Source organism: Campylobacter concisus (assembly GCF_001298465.1).
Lineage (GTDB): Bacteria > Campylobacterota > Campylobacteria > Campylobacterales > Campylobacteraceae > Campylobacter_A > Campylobacter_A concisus.
Map to the genome: position 1 here is coordinate 601,976 of NZ_CP012541.1, position 16,084 is coordinate 618,059.

16 protein-coding genes and 1 pseudogene are annotated in these 16,084 nt (G+C 39.0%); 7 read left to right on the forward strand and 10 right to left on the reverse strand.

All coding sequences use genetic code 11. The annotated features are described in order from the left end of the window. Positions 1–18: 18 nt before the first annotated feature. The 3 genes from CCON33237_RS03085 to CCON33237_RS03095 are packed head-to-tail and all read right to left on the reverse strand — an operon-like array spanning position 19 to position 2,896. A complete protein-coding gene (locus tag CCON33237_RS03085; protein WP_054196346.1) occupies positions 19–1,215 on the reverse strand; it encodes an MFS transporter in 1,197 nt (398 codons plus the stop codon). A gap of 1 nt (position 1,216) precedes the next feature. Further along, positions 1,217–2,419 (reverse strand): copper resistance protein NlpE, encoded by a 1,203-nt coding sequence (locus tag CCON33237_RS03090; RefSeq protein WP_054196347.1) that lies wholly within the window; start codon positions 2,417–2,419, stop codon positions 1,217–1,219. 48 nt (positions 2,420–2,467) lie between these two features. After that, positions 2,468–2,896 carry a copper resistance protein NlpE gene (locus tag CCON33237_RS03095; RefSeq protein ID WP_054196348.1) on the reverse strand — a complete coding sequence of 143 codons (429 nt, stop codon included), beginning with the start codon at positions 2,894–2,896 and terminating at the stop codon, positions 2,468–2,470. 80 nt (positions 2,897–2,976) lie between these two features. Between CCON33237_RS03095 and CCON33237_RS03100 the strand changes: the two genes are divergently transcribed. Both CCON33237_RS03100 and CCON33237_RS03105 read left to right on the forward strand, forming a co-directional pair. Further along, on the forward strand, positions 2,977–3,891 hold the full coding sequence (locus tag CCON33237_RS03100; RefSeq protein WP_054196349.1) for an SPFH domain-containing protein: 915 nt from the start codon (positions 2,977–2,979) through the stop codon (positions 3,889–3,891). Further along, complete coding sequence (locus CCON33237_RS03105; protein WP_021090625.1) at positions 3,888–4,280, forward strand: NfeD family protein; 393 nt, start codon at positions 3,888–3,890, stop codon at positions 4,278–4,280. Before CCON33237_RS03100 ends, CCON33237_RS03105 begins: the two co-directional genes overlap by 4 nt. Positions 4,281–4,302: 22 nt before the next feature. Here the strand turns inward: CCON33237_RS03105 and CCON33237_RS03110 are convergent, their stop codons facing one another. Continuing rightward, complete coding sequence (locus CCON33237_RS03110; RefSeq protein ID WP_054196350.1) at positions 4,303–4,515, reverse strand: hypothetical protein; 213 nt, start codon at positions 4,513–4,515, stop codon at positions 4,303–4,305. A gap of 132 nt (positions 4,516–4,647) precedes the next feature. On the opposite strand from CCON33237_RS03110, the gene CCON33237_RS03115 reads away from it, so the two are divergent. From CCON33237_RS03115 to recG, 3 genes are read left to right on the forward strand one after another with little or no spacing between them, the layout of a single operon-like run. Then, a complete protein-coding gene (locus tag CCON33237_RS03115; protein ID WP_054196351.1) occupies positions 4,648–5,694 on the forward strand; it encodes a dehypoxanthine futalosine cyclase in 1,047 nt (348 codons plus the stop codon). Continuing rightward, positions 5,695–6,924 carry a M16 family metallopeptidase gene (locus CCON33237_RS03120; RefSeq protein ID WP_054196352.1) on the forward strand — a complete coding sequence of 410 codons (1,230 nt, stop codon included), beginning with the start codon at positions 5,695–5,697 and terminating at the stop codon, positions 6,922–6,924. Then, entirely contained in the window at positions 6,914–8,731 is a 1,818-nt protein-coding gene (recG, locus tag CCON33237_RS03125) for an ATP-dependent DNA helicase RecG (RefSeq protein WP_054196353.1), read from the forward strand. Before CCON33237_RS03120 ends, recG begins: the two co-directional genes overlap by 11 nt. Positions 8,732–8,806: 75 nt before the next feature. On the opposite strand, the gene CCON33237_RS03130 is transcribed toward recG, so the two are convergent. The 4 genes from CCON33237_RS03130 to CCON33237_RS03145 all read right to left on the reverse strand — a co-directional run bounded on the left by CCON33237_RS03130 (position 8,807) and on the right by CCON33237_RS03145 (position 11,935). Further along, positions 8,807–9,013: an excalibur calcium-binding domain-containing protein gene (locus tag CCON33237_RS03130; protein WP_054197384.1), complete on the reverse strand. Its 207-nt coding sequence runs from the start codon at positions 9,011–9,013 to the stop codon at positions 8,807–8,809. Positions 9,014–9,094: 81 nt separating this feature from the next. Continuing rightward, a complete protein-coding gene (locus CCON33237_RS03135; protein WP_054196354.1) occupies positions 9,095–9,868 on the reverse strand; it encodes an ABC transporter ATP-binding protein in 774 nt (257 codons plus the stop codon). After that, positions 9,868–10,875, reverse strand: a complete 1,008-nt coding sequence (locus CCON33237_RS03140; protein ID WP_054196355.1) for a FecCD family ABC transporter permease — start codon at positions 10,873–10,875, stop codon at positions 9,868–9,870. The genes CCON33237_RS03135 and CCON33237_RS03140 overlap by 1 nt, the downstream gene beginning before the upstream one ends. 4 nt (positions 10,876–10,879) lie before the next feature. Continuing rightward, on the reverse strand, positions 10,880–11,935 hold the full coding sequence (locus tag CCON33237_RS03145) for an ABC transporter substrate-binding protein (RefSeq protein WP_081004428.1): 1,056 nt from the start codon (positions 11,933–11,935) through the stop codon (positions 10,880–10,882). Between the two features lie 217 nt (positions 11,936–12,152). On the opposite strand from CCON33237_RS03145, the gene CCON33237_RS03150 reads away from it, so the two are divergent. Together CCON33237_RS03150 and CCON33237_RS03155 are read left to right on the forward strand one after the other, a co-directional pair. Next, positions 12,153–14,384, forward strand: a complete 2,232-nt coding sequence (locus tag CCON33237_RS03150) for a nitric-oxide reductase large subunit (protein ID WP_021090748.1) — start codon at positions 12,153–12,155, stop codon at positions 14,382–14,384. Between the two features lie 71 nt (positions 14,385–14,455). Continuing rightward, complete coding sequence (locus CCON33237_RS03155; protein WP_054196356.1) at positions 14,456–14,998, forward strand: DUF1523 family protein; 543 nt, start codon at positions 14,456–14,458, stop codon at positions 14,996–14,998. A 34-nt stretch (positions 14,999–15,032) separates the two neighbouring features. Here CCON33237_RS03155 and CCON33237_RS03160 read toward each other — a convergent pair. Then, a pseudogene (locus CCON33237_RS03160) lies at positions 15,033–15,323 on the reverse strand (DUF5131 family protein); the annotation flags it as partial. Positions 15,324–15,496: 173 nt separating this feature from the next. Beyond that, positions 15,497–16,024 (reverse strand): ribosome hibernation-promoting factor, HPF/YfiA family, encoded by a 528-nt coding sequence (hpf, locus tag CCON33237_RS03165; protein WP_054196358.1) that lies wholly within the window; start codon positions 16,022–16,024, stop codon positions 15,497–15,499. Between the last annotated feature and the right edge of the window lie 60 nt (positions 16,025–16,084).

Genomic DNA, 16,084 nt, shown 5'->3' on the forward strand with positions numbered 1-16,084 from the left:
GACTTAATTTAAAATCAATTATCTTATTTTGTAGCTTTTTAATACGATGTGATAGTAAAAAGCCCCTACAAAAAAGAGGCTTCCCATAAAACTTGCAATCATCTCAACGCTAAATCCAATATCATAAAGCAGACCAATGATAAATGAAATGAGAGCGCTAAAGCCAAGAAAAATCATATCGTTATATGCAATCACTCGGCCATAGAATTCTTTTTTGCAGTTTTGCTGAAGCATTGTATAGGTGTAGCTCCAAAGACTTGATGTGCAAAATCCAGCGAAGATAATGCCAATAAGCGATAGATAAAAATTCCAAAGCGATAAAGCCCAAATAATGATACCAAGGCCTTGACCGATATATACGAAAATAAGCGTATTTTTATTTATAAATTTACTAAGTATAGCTGGAGCAAACATAAGTGAAATGGATCTTGAAGTATTTAATAGTCCTATAACTAGCGATGTCGAGAGTAAATTTGCATATTTGTAATCAGCCAAAAGTGCGATCAATGCGTCATAAGCAGTAATGCCAACAAAGGCATGTAAAAATATAAGATGCACGATGAGTCTATTTTCTTTTAAATACACAAGGCCATTTTTTAGCATTTTTAGAGGCTTTTCTATAAATTCTGGCTTTAGGCTTTGTAAATTTAAAAAATATAAAAATCCAAAGCTAAGAATGTATAGTATGCCATCAAGCAAAAAGGCGCTTTTAATACCAAAAAAGTGTATATAAACTCCCGCTAGCCCCATGCCAGCAGTGTATGAGACTGCCCAGATGATAGAGTGGATCTCATTTGCGAGTTTGAGATTTTCTTTGCTTAAAATTTTTGGCAGTACGCTCATCTCTACTTGAAAATACATTCCACCGGTGCCATTTCTAACAAAAATGATAAGTAAAAGTAGCCATAAAAAATCAAGTGAGTCTATAAAAAGAAGCATGAAAACGCTTATCGTCTCAACTGCCATCATGATGACAAGCATCGGTTTTGGGCTAAATTTATCAACTAAAATTCCACTAAAAGGAGCTATGACAACACCTGGGATAAATGCCATCGCTGCACTTAGCGTAATCGCCCAAACAGGAGCGTCAAGCTTGATAAGAAGGGTAAAAATACCTGTGTGCGAAAACCATACGCCAAAATAACATATAAGCTGAATGATGCTTAAGAGGCGAAAATTTTTCTCTTCTTTTAAAAGTTTAAGATATTCTTTCAACTTATTGATTCCACATTAGCGTTATTTGTTCTATCTTTGTTTCATCTGGTATATCGTTTAGGCTTGTTATATCTTTGGCAAGTGGATTTTTTAGTGTGATTAGCATATCGTGGCTATCTATTTTTAGGTAGATATTGTTTTTGTCACTACTAAATTTAGAGATAACAAGAGAATTTTTTATATCTTTGAAATTTGATTTAAGACTGATATTTTCTGGAGTTTTAAACTCGTTTGAGTAAATTTCAATGCTTGTGATAATGCCATTTAGCAAGGTGTATTCAAAAATTCTTTCATTTTTGTTTGTTACGATGTAGCTGTTTTCTTTTTTTGTGTTATCTCGTTTTATGTTTTTTGAGCCGTAAATTTTTATCACATCTCTATTTGCTGATTCGTTTGTCAGCTCTGCAAAAAAGCCTTTACCAAAGAGATTTTTTTGATCTTTATCTTTTTTATATCGTCCGCTTATGTGAGCATTTTTACAAATTTTGTCATTTGCTACTAGAAAAATTGCATTATTTATTCTGTGTATGCTTAGGGCGATGCCTTTTTCATCTAAAAGGTAAAAAATTCCTTTATCGTAAAGTAGCTCAGAGCTAAACTCGCAAAGTGGTGAGCCATTTTTTAATGATGAATAAAAATTTATTTTCGCGCCATTTTTACTTGGCACGATTACGATATCTAAAAAGTTATCTTTGTTTTTAAATTTATAAAATTTAGCAAAAAAACTATCTTTGTAAGCTTTATTTACCGGTTCAAAATTATAAATTTGAGCTAGCACGCCAACTCGCTTATTTTTCTTATCATCAAGCTGAAGAAGTGAGTTTTTATTTGGTGCGAAATAGCTAAGATTGCCATTTTCATCTTTTAAAATGATAGCACTATCATCAACATCAAATGTGCCATTTTTTTCAACCAAGCTTACTTCTTTATCCATAGTAAGCATTGTTTTTGTGTAGGTTTTATCTTTATTTAGCGTAATGATAGTTTTTATGCCTTCGCAATTTGGGCAAGGCAAAATAGTGTGAAAACTGCTATAAATTGAGTTTGGAAGTATTAGCTTTTCTGGCTTTTTGGGTGTATTTACTTGAACTAGCGGCTTGTCTTCTTTTACTGTATTTTGTGTGTTTTGTTTTGGCTCTAAATTTTCATTTTTTGCGCAGCCAAGGATGAAAAATGAGATAAGTATGGCAAAAAGATATTTCATTTGCAACTCCTTAAAAATTGTAAAATTATATCATTTTGCCTTTAAAATTTATTTTACGCGTTTAAAGATGTATTTATCTTTTAGCTCGCCAGTGACCTCTTTTTGATCCATATCTAGCATTTTTAGGTTCTCGCCTTCTATTTTATAAAAGCTCTTTTCTTTATACTCATCAATCGTTGTTATCACACCATTTTCGATTGAGTATTTGCCTTTGCTAACGGCTTTGTAGTTGTCTTTTGACTTATAGTCCATCACGCTTTCAAATGTGCCATCTTTTTTTAATGTTAAGCGTGAATCAACACCCATGCAACTAGCGCAAGGTAAAAATGCTTTATAAGTGCCCTCGATGCTGTTAATTGCAGCTTCGCAGCTACTTTTTACTTCACATTTGCCTTGTGGGACGTTTGCGTTTTGGCTAGATGAGGCACAACCTGCCAAAAGTAGAGCCGCACTTAGTGCAAATATAAAATTTTTCATGCTAATCCTTTTTGAAAATAAAATTTAAAATGTATTATAATACTTAAGAAAATAACAAATTATAAATTAAAGGAGTAAAAATGCAAATCGAAGCATTTGGCGTTTTAGTCGTAGTTCTGGTTATCTTTGCGTTCTTGTTTTTAAAGGCTGGTATCAAGATCGTCTCACAAGCTGATAATCTACTCATCGAGCGACTTGGTAAATTCCATAAAGTGCTTGACGGCGGATTTCACATAATCATACCATTTGTCGATCAAATAAGAGCGATAATCACCGTAAAAGAGCAGCTTGTAGACATCACAAAACAGCAAGTCATCACAAAAGATAACGTAAACATAAGCGTCGATGGTATCGTCTTTTTAAAGGTTTTTGATGCAAAAATGGCAGTTTATAATGTCGATAACTACAAGCGTGCCATTGCAAATTTAGCCATGACTACGCTTCGTGGCGAGATAGGCGCGATGAATCTTGACGATACACTAAGCTCACGTGACCGCCTAAATGCCGCACTTCAAGTGGCTCTTGGCGACGCTGCTGGCAACTGGGGCGTAAAGATCATGCGTGTAGAAATTTCTGAAATTTCTGTCCCACTTGGCATCGAAGAGGCGATGAATATGCAGATGAAAGCCGAGCGTGAAAAACGTGCGATCGAGCTAAAAGCATTGGCTGAAAAAGAGGCACTAATACGCAATGCCGAAGCACTAAAACAAGAAAAAGTGCTTCAAGCAGAGGCGATAGAGCGTATGGCTGATGCGAAAAAATACGAACAAATCGCTATCGCAACGGCTCAAAAAGAGGCCATGGATATGATAAATGATAGTATGAGCAAAAACGCAAATGCAGCAGAATTTTTGCTCGCTCGCGATAGAGTCGGGGCATTTAGCGAGCTGGCTAAAAATAGCTCAAAAGATAAAATTTTGGTCCCTTATGAGGCAACTGAGCTTATTGGCTCCCTTAGTGTTTTGAAAAATTTCCTAGCTAAGGATAAGGCGTGATCAGCCCTTTTATAATGATAGCAATCGGTGTGGTTTTATGCATCACCGAGTTTATCTTTTTTTCATTTTATTTGCTATTTTTTGGCATAGCTTTTATCGTAGTTGGAGCTATAAATTTTGGTTTTAGTTTTGCTTGGAGCTATCAAATTTTAATTACAGCAGCGATTGCGATCGTGCTCCTTGTGCTTTTAAAAGCGCCGTTAAAGAGTAAATTTATGTCCAGAAAAGAGAGCTTTAACGAGGAATTTTTAGACGAAGCCGGCGTTGGCGAGATCAGAGAAAATATGGTCTATTTCAAAGGTACACTTTGGAAATATGACGGAAATTTAGCTAACGGAGAGAAGGTGACGGTTCTTGGCACCAAAGGTGACAAGGTGATATTAAAATAAAAGTGCCTTTTTGGCACTTTTACTATTTTGCGCGAGCTGGGCAGCCTGCTGGCATTTGCTCATGCATCGCCCCTTGCATGCCATGATGTGGGCAGCTTGGCATATTTTCTTGCATCATTTTTTGATGATGAGCACATCCGCAACTTGCACCTTGAAGCCCTGCTGGCTTTGGCTCGTTTTTAGCACAACCAACCAAAAATAGTCCGCAAATAACGGCAAATACTATCTTTTTCATAACTTGCTCCTTTAAAGAATTTCTCACATTTTAGCCTTTAAAAATTAATTTTTCATAACGCTTGATTTATCATATTTAAAAGCATTTTTGGCTAAACTCTCGCCCAAAAATAAGCAAAATAAAAGGTTAAATTTGAAAAGACTTAGTGTAAATGAAGCCATCGATCTTATAGAAAATGCACCGCTTCACGAGCTTGGCAAGATGGCGCTAGCTAGAAAAAAAGAGCTTCATCCAGAAGGCATTACGACCTTCATCGTAGATCGCAACATCAACTATACAAATGTTTGCTGGGTGGATTGTAAATTTTGCGCATTTTACCGCCACGCAAAAGAAGAAGACGCTTATGTGCTAAGTTTTGAGGAGATCGGCAAGAAGATCGAGGAGCTAATCGCCATTGGTGGTACGCAAATTTTATTTCAAGGTGGCGTTCATCCAAAGCTAGAGATCGAGTGGTACGAGGAGCTTGTAAGCTACATCAGCAAGCACTATCCAAGCATCACGATACATGGCTTTTCTGCCGTTGAGATCGACTACATCGCAAGAGTTTCAAAAATTTCTACAAAAGAGGTCTTAAGACGCCTAAACGAAAAGGGCTTATACTCGATGCCAGGGGCTGGAGCGGAGATTTTAAGCGATAGAGTGCGTGACATCATCGCCCCAAAAAAATGCGACACCGCAGACTGGCTTCGCATACACAAAGAGGCGCACGAGCTTGGCATGAAAACGACTGCCACGATGATGTTTGGCACGGTTGAGAGCACTCGCGAGATCGTAGAGCACTGGGAGCACGTCAGAAATTTACAAGATGAAACGGCTGGATTTAGGGCATTTATACTTTGGAGCTTTCAAGGGCTAAATACAAAGCTCATGCAGGAATTCCCAGAGATCAAAAAGCAAAGCTCAAACGTCTATCTAAGACTTCTTGCGGTCTCAAGGCTCTTTTTGGATAACTTTAAAAATATCCAAAGCAGCTGGGTCACGCAGGGCAGCTACGTTGGTCAGCTAGCGCTTCTTTTTGGCGCAAACGACCTTGGCAGCACAATGATGGAAGAAAACGTCGTAAAAGCCGCAGGAGCGAGCTTTAGGATGAATCAAGATCAGATGATCGAGCTTATAAAAGATGTCGGAGAAATCCCAGCTAAGCGCAACACAAACTACGATATTTTGGAGAAATTTTAGATGAAAATTTTAGATATCAATGTAAAAAATATAAAAATCCCGGTCGTTTTCGAAAGCTCAAAAGCGATGCCAGTAGTGAGCCTCAGACTTGTTTTTAAAGCAGCTGGTAGCTCTCAAAATGGTAAGCTAGCAGGCCTAGCTAGGCTAAGCGCAAATTTACTAAACGAGGGCGATATAAAGCTAGGCTCGGCTAAATTTGCCAAAGAGCTTGAGGTGCGGGCGATTAGCCTAAATGCAAGCTGCGGCTTTGAGACATTTTGCATCGATCTAAACTGCCTAAAAGAACATTTTGCCTTTGCGTGCGGCAAGCTAAAAGAGCTACTACTCGCTCCAAATTTAACAGATGAGATCCTAAATAGGTGCAAGACCGTCACTCTTGGCGAGATCGCGGCAAATGAAAACGACTTTGACTACGTGGCAAGGCAAGGGCTTTTTGAGATTTTATACCCAAAAAGCGTGCTTGCTCAGCCAAGTATCGGCACTAAAAAGAGCATTAAAGCTATAACGCTTGAAGACGTGAGGAAATTTTTAAACGAGCACTTAGACCTTTCAAATTTGCTCTGTGTGCTTGGTGGCGACATCGACGAGAGGCAGACAAAAGAGCTTGCTAGCGTTTTAGAAATTTTAAAACCTGGCAAGGTGCGAAAGCTAGAGCGCTTTAGCCCAAGCAACAAATGTGAAACCAGCGAGATCATAAGGCAAAGCGAGCAGGCATATATCTACTTTGGTGCGCCGTTTAATGTAAAACCTGAAGAGAAATATAAGGTGGCAGTGGCGACATTTATCCTAGGCGAGGGTGGCTTTGGCTCGAGGCTCATGGAGGAGATCCGCGTGAAAAGAGGGCTTGCATACAGCGCCTACGCTAGAAATTTACTAAATCTCTCTTACAGCCAGCTTTATGGCTACATGCAGACAAAAAATGAGAAAAAAGATGAGGCCATCGCTGTTATAAAAGAGGAAATTTTAAAATTTAGTAAAAAAGGCGTTAGCAAGGCCGAGCTTGAGCAGGCGAAGAAATTTTTGCTTGGTTCGTTGCCACTTAGACTTGAGACGCTATTTAAGCGCCTTGACATCGCGCAGGGCGAGTTTTATGAGCATGGCGAGCTTGGGGCATTTTTAAAGGATTTGGATAAAATTTCAGCCCTTTCACTAAGCGAGCTAAATAGCTTCATAAAAGCCCACGCAGAGATCAATCAGCTAAGTTTTTGCGTTTTAAAAAATGAAATTTGAAGCAAGCGATAGAGCAAAACTTCTAAAAATAGGCGTGCTTAGCCTGCTTGACCTTGCTCTCGTGCTACCAAAGGGCTTTGAGGATACGACGATCGCTAAGAGCCCAAGAGAAGGGCAGGTCTGCATAAATGTAAAGATCACCTCACTCGCCTCGCGCCCTGGCATGCTAACGGCGCTTGCCTTTTGTGAGCAGTGGCAAAGTAGCATAAAGATCGTCATTTTTAATGCAAAGTCCTGGCACTATGGCGCTTTTAAGACAGGCAAAGAGATGGCGATATATGGGCTTTGCTCCTACGCCTTTGGCTCGTGGCAGATAGTAAATCCAAAAATTACCACAAAAATAGGTCAGATCGTGCCTAAATTTAAGACCGAGCTAAAAGATGAGGAAGTCAAAAAACTTGTTTTAAAATATATAAATTTACAAAATTTACTGGCTGAGGGCTTAAGTGAGCGAGAGGCTAAATTTCTAGCTGAGCTGCAAAGACTAGACGAGCAAAGTGTACAAATTTTATACCGCCTAAAAAACGATAATGAGGGCGTGCAGATCTTAAAATTTGTAGAAATTTTTAACTACATAAAAAAGCTAAGTGCCAAAAAAATCTACTTTAAAAGTCCTAAAATAGAGCTTTTTGATATAAGCTCTTGGCTTAAAAGCTTGCCATTTACGCCGACAAACGACCAACTAAATGCTATAAACGACATCAGAGACGACCTTGGTGCTGTGCAGGCAAAAAGACGCGTGATAATGGGTGACGTGGGAAGTGGCAAGACGCTAGTGATCCTAGCAGCAGCACTCAGCGTCTATCCACAAAGTACCATTTTGATGGCGCCAACAAGCATCTTAAGTGAGCAAATTTATAATGAAGCAAAGAGGCTTTTGCCTGCTTTTATGAATGTGATGCTGGTGCGAAGCGGGGAGAAAAAGATAGACTTTAGCGGGGTAAATTTGATCATCGGTACGCATGCGCTGCTCTTTCACGAGCTGCCAAACTCGCCACTTGTCATGGTCGATGAGCAGCACCGCTTTGGCTCAAATCAGCGCAAAAAGATAGAGGAGCTTGCCTCAAACGAGGAGGAGCGAGCAAATTTCGTGCAGTTTTCAGCTACACCTATACCAAGGACGCTAAGTTTAATTCAGTCTGAGATCGTAAATTTTAGCTTTTTAAAGCAGATGCCGTTTAAGAAAAATATAACGAGCCAAATTTTAGGCGCTAGCGAGTTTGGCTACCTGCTCGCTCACATCAAAAAGCAGCTTGCGGGCGGCTTTCAAGTAGCCATCATCTATCCGCTAGTTGAGAGCAGCGAGAGTTCAAACTACCAAAGTCTAAGCGAGGCGCAGGGCTTTTGGCTAAAGAATTTCAAAAATGTCTTCGTCACGCACGGCAAGGACAAAGAAAAAGAGGAAATTTTAAGGAGATTTAGAGAAGAGGGCGAAATTTTGCTCTCAACCACTGTTGTTGAGGTTGGGATCTCGCTGCCAAGGCTAAATACGATAGTGATCGTGGGTGCTGAGCGGCTAGGGCTTGCCACGCTTCATCAGCTGCGCGGCAGAGTAGGGCGAAACGGTGGCGATGGATACTGCTTTTTATTTACCAAGCTAAAAGAGGCGCCAACAAGACTAAAAGAATTTTGTGCGACAAATGACGGCTTTAAGGTGGCCGAGCTTGATCTTAAAAACCGACAAAGTGGTGACATACTAAACGGCTTTGTCCAGCATGGAGCGACATTTAACTTCTACGACTACGAGGATGATATCACACAGGCTGCAAAGGCTAGAGTGGCGGCACTTGCTAAAAATAATGCCTAGTTGCTTTTAATTTAACTTAAATTTTTGATTTGATTTTGTTGGCTTTAAAATTTAGCGGAGTAAATTTTAATAAAATTATTTTTCTACTCTATGTTCTTTGCATACATTCTCGCATGGTATGCCGTCACGATCACGATCAAACCCACTGCGTCCGCATTTTCTTAGATAGTGATATGCCTCTTCGCAACTTTTCATCTCTTTGCAGTAGCGTTTAGAACAATCAAATTTATCCGCCGCGTTTGCCATCAATGCAAAAAATAAAATCAAAACTACTTTTTTCATTTTTACTCCAAAGGCAGTATTAAATAAGAAAAATAATACAAAAAGCGCTCTCAAAAGAATTTCTCTTTTGAGAGTATAAATTTAAAGAGGATATGTTAAACAGCACTCTCTTTTTACTTCGTCGATGTAGCTCACGTTTAAATTTAGTCCGTAAAGCTTGCTTAAATTTTCGCTTCTGATGATCTCATCAACCGTGCCAAATCCAACCTCGCCATCACCCTTTACAAGTGCTACATATCCGCCAAGAAGTACGGCAAAGTCAGGGTTGTGAGTGGTTAGCACGACTGAGTAGCCAATCTCTTTTAGCCACTTGAGTGTGCGTAAAAATTTATACTGGTTGCCGTAGTCAAGCGCGCTCGTTGGCTCGTCAAATATGATCATTTTTGGTTGCGCAGCCATCGCACGAGCGATCATACACATCTGCTTTTGACCGCCACTCATTTGAGTGATAAATTTCTCTTCAAGGTGCTCGATCTCAAGCTTTTTGGTGTAAATTCTAGCGATCTCCTCATCCTCTTTGCTAGGTCTTGCAAAGATGCCAAGGTGCGCCGCGCGTCCCATTGTTATAAATTCGAGTCCAGTGTAGTCATACTCGGTAACCTCGCTTTGAGCGACATACGCCATGATCTTAGCGCGCTCTTTGTTGCTTAGGCTATCAACGTTTTTGCCATCAAGGAAAATTTCTCCAGAAACTGGCTTTAGCGAGCCACTTATCAAGCCTAGGGTTGTTGATTTGCCAGCTCCATTTCGACCAAGAATGGTTAAAATCTCACCTGCACCTATCTTTAAATTTACATTTTCTAGTTTGCCAGCCCCATTTGGGTAGCTAAAGTTTAAATTTCTAACTTCAAGCATCACGCAACCTTTTTATTTCGCCATAAAACCCAGACGAAAAATACTGTGCCGATAAAGCCGGTAAGTACGCCAAGAGGCACTTCGCTCACGCTTATGCTACGAGCTAATGTATCTACAAATAGTAAAAACATCGCACCCATAAATATGCTTGCTGGCATGCTTTTTATGTTGTTTGCACCAACTAGCATACGCGCTAAGTGAGGCATGAGAAGTCCCACCCAAGCGACTATACCGCTTATGCAGACGCTGCAGGCTGTAAGAAGCGTAGCGCAGATGATGATGACAGCGCGCTCAAAAGCCACATTTACGCCTAGTCTTGCCGCACTCTCGTCGCCAAGAGAGAGCAAATTTATACGCCAGCTCATGGCTATTAGCAAAACGGCGCAGATGATCATCACTGGGGCGATGTATATTAAGTTATCGCTATCAAGCTTAGCAAGGCTACCAAGCTGCCAATAAACAATGTCAGGTAGCTTTGTCTCAGGGTCTGCGACATATTTTAAAAAGCCGATTATTGAACCCATGAGGCCACTTACGATGATACCAGAAAGAACCAGCATAAGCGTGCTCGTGCGCCCCATCATCTTAGGTATGGCTAGAGTGATAGCAACGGCTGCTAGGCCAAAGCCAAATGCAAAAGCCTGCACCCAAAATAGCGATAGATCAAAGATGATCGCAGTGGCAGCTCCCACGCAAGCACCAGCCGAGACGCCTAGAAGATCAGGGCTTACTAGCTGGTTCTTAAAGACGCCTTGATAGGCAGCACCGCTCACGCTAAGAGCGGCACCGACTAAAATGGCTGCAATGATGCGAGGTATGCGCAAATTTTCTATCACGTTTGTGATGTTACTAGCTGCCCCATCGCCAAAGCCAAAGCCGTGAGCTAGCACGCTAAAGACATCGCTAAAAGGTATATAAAACCTACCAACGCCAAGTGCGACAAATGCGCAAATAAGCGTCAGTATGGCTAAAAATATAGCAACTAATGAAAAATTTGCGTTTTTCATAATCTTACTTGCTGCTACCGTCTGGATTTAGAGCTTTTAAGATATAGCCATACTCTTTGTCACTAAGATCGTGATTTAAAAACTCTTTATAAAACTCTTTTGTTTTTACTTTCATATCGACATCTTTAAATAGATCTGGTTGGATAGTTTTTGCTGCCCATAAAATTTGAAGAATGCTTTCAGCACCATATCTATCCCAGCTCCATACACCTTTTGGGTTGCCGTAAATTTTGCCGTTTTTAACAGCGTTTGAGCCAGAGAATGCGGGGTGCTCTTTTATCTTTTTGATCTGTGCGTCTGTGTCATTGCCGCCAACGATGATGATATCAGGGTTTGCATTGATGATCTCTTCAGCGCTAACTTCGATCATAAAACCCTCAGTATTGATAGCATTTACGCCGCCACCTAGCTTGATCCAAGTGTTTTGGATAGTGTTTGTGCCATCAACTTTTAGCAAATTTGCGCCACCAAGCAAGTGAAGTACTTTTGGACGTTTAGCGTCAGGGATGTTTTTTGTTCTTGCTGTTACAAACTCAGAGTTATCGTGGATTTTATTAGCAAGTTTTTCAGCTTTTTTTCTAGCATCATCAGTGCCTATGACTTCAGCTGTTGCATAGATGCTTTTCTCCATGTCTGGATAGTCTCTAAAGATCAAATTTACCGCGCTAAAGCCATTTTTGATAAGTTCATCTTGAAAATTTTTGTTATACACTATGATAACGTCAGGTGCAAGTTTAACAAGCTCTTCGATCTGAAGGTCTTTGCCATTTAGTGCGGCTGGTAAATTTTTAAGTTTTGGATAGACGTGCTCAAACCACTTGTTGTTTTTGATCAGATCGGTTGTGGCTACAACCTTATCCATACCGCCAAGTGCTAGGATGATCTCGTTGTTTGCATTCCACAGTGCAGCGATCTTCTCAACTTTTTCTGGGACGCTTACTTTTACGCCTTGCATATCGGTTATGCTTCTTGCAGACTCAGCTGCGTTTAGGCTAAGAGCCATAAATAGTGAAGCAACAAGGCTAAATTTGGTTACTTTATGCATAAAATTTGTTTGCATATTTTTTCCTTTATTTTTGAAGTATAAACATGTATGTTAATAATATTTATATTAATTCTATGTAAATTTTGCATATACATTATGAAGAATTTGCATATATTGTAAATTCTTATAAAACTAATGGGATAAATTCTCTCCTTTTATTGACATATGTCATTATTTGCTTTTTTAAAATGAGCTAAACTTCACCTCAAAATTTTTAAAAAAAGGAGAATCAATGCGTGAATACAAAAAGTATTGGCTAGCACTTGTTGCAGTACTAGTAATTTGCTTTAGTATTTTAGGCTACTACGGCGTTGAAGTTTATAGAAGCTCGCCACCAGTTGTAAATTTTACAGATGAGAATGGTAATGTCGTTATCGACAAAGAGAGCATCTACAAAGGTCAAGAGGCCTGGCAAAGCATAGGAGGTATGCAAGTTGGCTCTGTTTGGGGACACGGTGCATATCAAGCACCCGATTGGAGTGCGGACTGGCTTCACAAAGAGTTAGTTATATTTTTAGAGTTAAAAGCAGATGAAATTTATCACTCAAAATATGCTGACTTGAATGACGAGCAAAAGGCAAATCTAAAAGTTCTACTTAAAAAAGAGTACCGAGAAAATGGTGTAAAAGACGATAAAATCGTACTTAGCAGCGATAGATTAAAGGCTATGAAACAAGTAAGCCAAGAGTATTCGTCACTTTTTGGAAATGACCCTAAGTTTAAATCTTTAAGAGAAGCTTATGCGATGAAAGAAAATACTCTTCCAAATGCTTCTGATAGAGATGATCTTAATAACTTTTTCTTCTGGTCAGCCTGGGCAACCGCAGCAAACAGACCTAATAGCGATGCTACATACACAAACAACTGGCCACATGAGCCACTAATCGATAATGTACCAACAAGCGAAAATATCTTTTGGTCAATCGCAAGCGTTGTAATACTTATTGCTGGTATTGGATTTCTTGTTTGGTTTAGCTCTTTTTATGGTAAAAAAGATGATGAAAAGTTGGAAGCTATTAGCGAAGATCCACTTAGTAAATTAAGCCTAACTCCATCTCAAAAAGCTCTTAAAAAATATCTTTTTGTAACTTTGGCTCTTTTTGCATTCCAAATTTTAATAGGTGGCTTTACGGCTCACTATACAGTCGAAGGACAAGAATTTTACGGTATAAATTTATCAGCTTATATCCCTTATTCACTTGCTAGAACATGGCACATTCAGGCTAGTATCTTCTGGATTGCGACAGGATTTTTAGCAGGCGGTCTTTTCCTAGCACCTATTATAAATGGCGGTAAAGATCCAAAATTCCAAAAGCTTGGCGTAGATTTATTATTTTACGCATTACTAATCCTTGTGGTTGGCAGTTTTGCTGGTGAGTATTTAGCGATCGCAAATATTATGCCTATAAATTTAAGCTTCTGGTTTGGACACCAAGGATACGAATATATCGAGCTTGGACGTGTTTGGCAAATTATTTTATTTGTTGGTCTTGTCATTTGGATGCTACTTTTACTTCGCGGATTTATCGGCGGATTTAAGAACAAAGGTGATAAAAATTTACTTGCTATCTTTGCAGCTTCAGCTGTTGCAGTTGGATTATTTTACGGAGCAGGATTATTTTACGGCCAAAGAAGCCCACTTCCAGTAATGGAATACTGGCGCTGGTGGGTTGTACACCTTTGGGTTGAAGGCTTTTTTGAGGTCTTTGCTACCGCTTCACTTGCTTTTGTATTTGTTAGTCTTGGTCTTGTTTCAAAGAGATTTGCTACATTTTCAACACTTGCGAGTGCATCACTTTTTTTAGTGGGCGGAATTCCAGGAACTTTCCACCACTTATATTTTGCGGGCACTACAACACCTATAATGGCAGTTGGCGCTAGTTTCTCAGCACTTGAGGTAGTTCCTCTTGTATTGCTTGGTGCTGAAGCTTATGAGCATTACAGACTTCAGTTTGCTCAAACTTGGGCTAAGACATTAAAATGGCCACTTTACTGCTTTATCGCAGTTGCTTTCTGGAATATGCTAGGTGCTGGTGTATTTGGATTTTTAATAAATCCTCCGATCTCACTATTTTATATCCAAGGCCTAAATACGACTCCAGTTCACGGACATGCTGCGCTATTTGGTGTTTATGGATTTTTGGCACTTGGATTTGTTTGGCTAGTAGCTACTTATCTATTCAAAGGTCAAGAATTTGATGAAAAACTTATGAAAGTAGGTTTTTGGGGCTTAAATATAGGCCTTATGCTAATGATCGTGCTTTCACTACTTCCAATAGGAATTTATCAAGCATTTGCAAGCCTAGAGCATGGTATGTGGTATGCAAGAAGCGCTGAGCTTTTACAACAATCACACTTGCAAAATTTAAGATGGGTAAGAATGATTGGCGATACGATTTTAATAATCGGTGGAATTAGCTTCCTTGCACAACTTCTAAAATTTATGCTTAATAAAAAAGCTTAAAACTAAAGGGGTATTTTGCCCCTTTATTAAGCTATCTTTTCATAAAATAACGCAAATTTAAAAGGAAAGAAATGATTACATTTTTTAAAAGAATTTGCGTTATTTTTATTGTACTCTTACACTCTTTTTTGGCTCTTGTAGTTGATTATTCGTTTCCACACTATGCAAATGTGCAAATCACAGGTGGCGATGTCAAACGTATGGACAAAGATGGTATCATCGACGCTAAAAATCCGGCAGATGGCCCTACCAGAGATGTTTATTTTATCTACACTAAAGATTCTAATAATTCAAATAAGGTCATGGCTTATAGAAATGAAGATACTGCATGGGGATTTCCGTTTTATTTTAAATTTAACTCAGCTGATGTACAAGCCAAAGCTCAAGGCTTTGCAAATAGCGATAAAAACGTAACTGTAAAATATTATGGATATAGAATTTCTATGCTTCAAGAGTTTAGAAATGTCATCTCACTAAAAGAAAGTGGCACAGATACTAGTTGGCCGGTAGCTAGCTATGTGCTTTACTTTATCTTATTTATCTCGCTAATCATTTGGATAAGAAAGATAAACAAGGCTTTTACACCAAAAGTTAGTGAAAATTTAGATAAATAACTTAGTAGATTGTATTTTTCGATTGTTGGATATTTTAAAAATCAAAAAGAGAGCCTTGTCTCTCTTTTATCTTTGGAAATTCTTTATATCTGATGCCATCAAGCGTTTTTAGCTCGTTTGCTCTGTTGCGCCATTTGCCACATTCATCTACACTTCCCCAGCCCATAAAATAAAATGTTACGCTTTGATCTTTGCACTCATTTTTTAAGGAAAGTATCCATTCTTTTTTCATGGCACGTGCTTCTTTACCGTGCTCTCCGCCAGCTGCAACCCAGTTTATGCCGTTTAAATTTAGCTCGCCAAGATCTTCTAAAAGTTGCTCGCACGAAAGCCATCTTTATAGAGCTTAACGCCTCTTTTTTGAAAATTTAAAGCCATTTTGCTGGCGTAGCAGTTTTTGTAACCAGGGCTTATTTTACTGCAATCTATCCTTGGATTTCAGGAAGAAAATTTATAGTGAATCGGCATAAATTTTTAGGGGCAAAGCTGCCCCTGTTTTTAGTAAAGACCGAAAGTTCCGTCTGTTCTTTTGTAGATCACACGCATTTTTGCGTCAACGTCGTTAAATACATAAAATTGTTTATCGCTTGATTTTAGTTTCTCAAGAGCTTCTTCGACTTCAAGTGGTTTATAAATTTCAAGCTCCATAGGTACGATCTCCTCGACACCCTCGATCTTTTCTTCACCTATTCTTGAGCGAAAGTCTTTATCATCTGCTTTACCTTTTACAGTAAATTTCTTGTCATGCTCTCTTCTTAAAACTTTTGAAGCTTTTTCGACAGCAAGATCGATCGCAGCATAAAGATCTTTATCTTTTTGGCGAACGACTATCGTATCTTTATGTGCCATATTTAGAGAAAATTCTGCGTTAAAACCTTTCTTGCCTTGTTTTTCATCGGCTGCTACAACACATCTTGCAGAGATGATGTCAAGATTGTATTTGCCAAGTGTATCAAAAGCGTCTTGGATATAGTTTTTGATCGGCTCTGTTAGCTCAAATTGTTTTCCTACAATGCTTATATTCATTGCAATCTCCTTTATAGAAAGTAATGAGATTATAACACGCTAAAACTAAAAACAAATTAA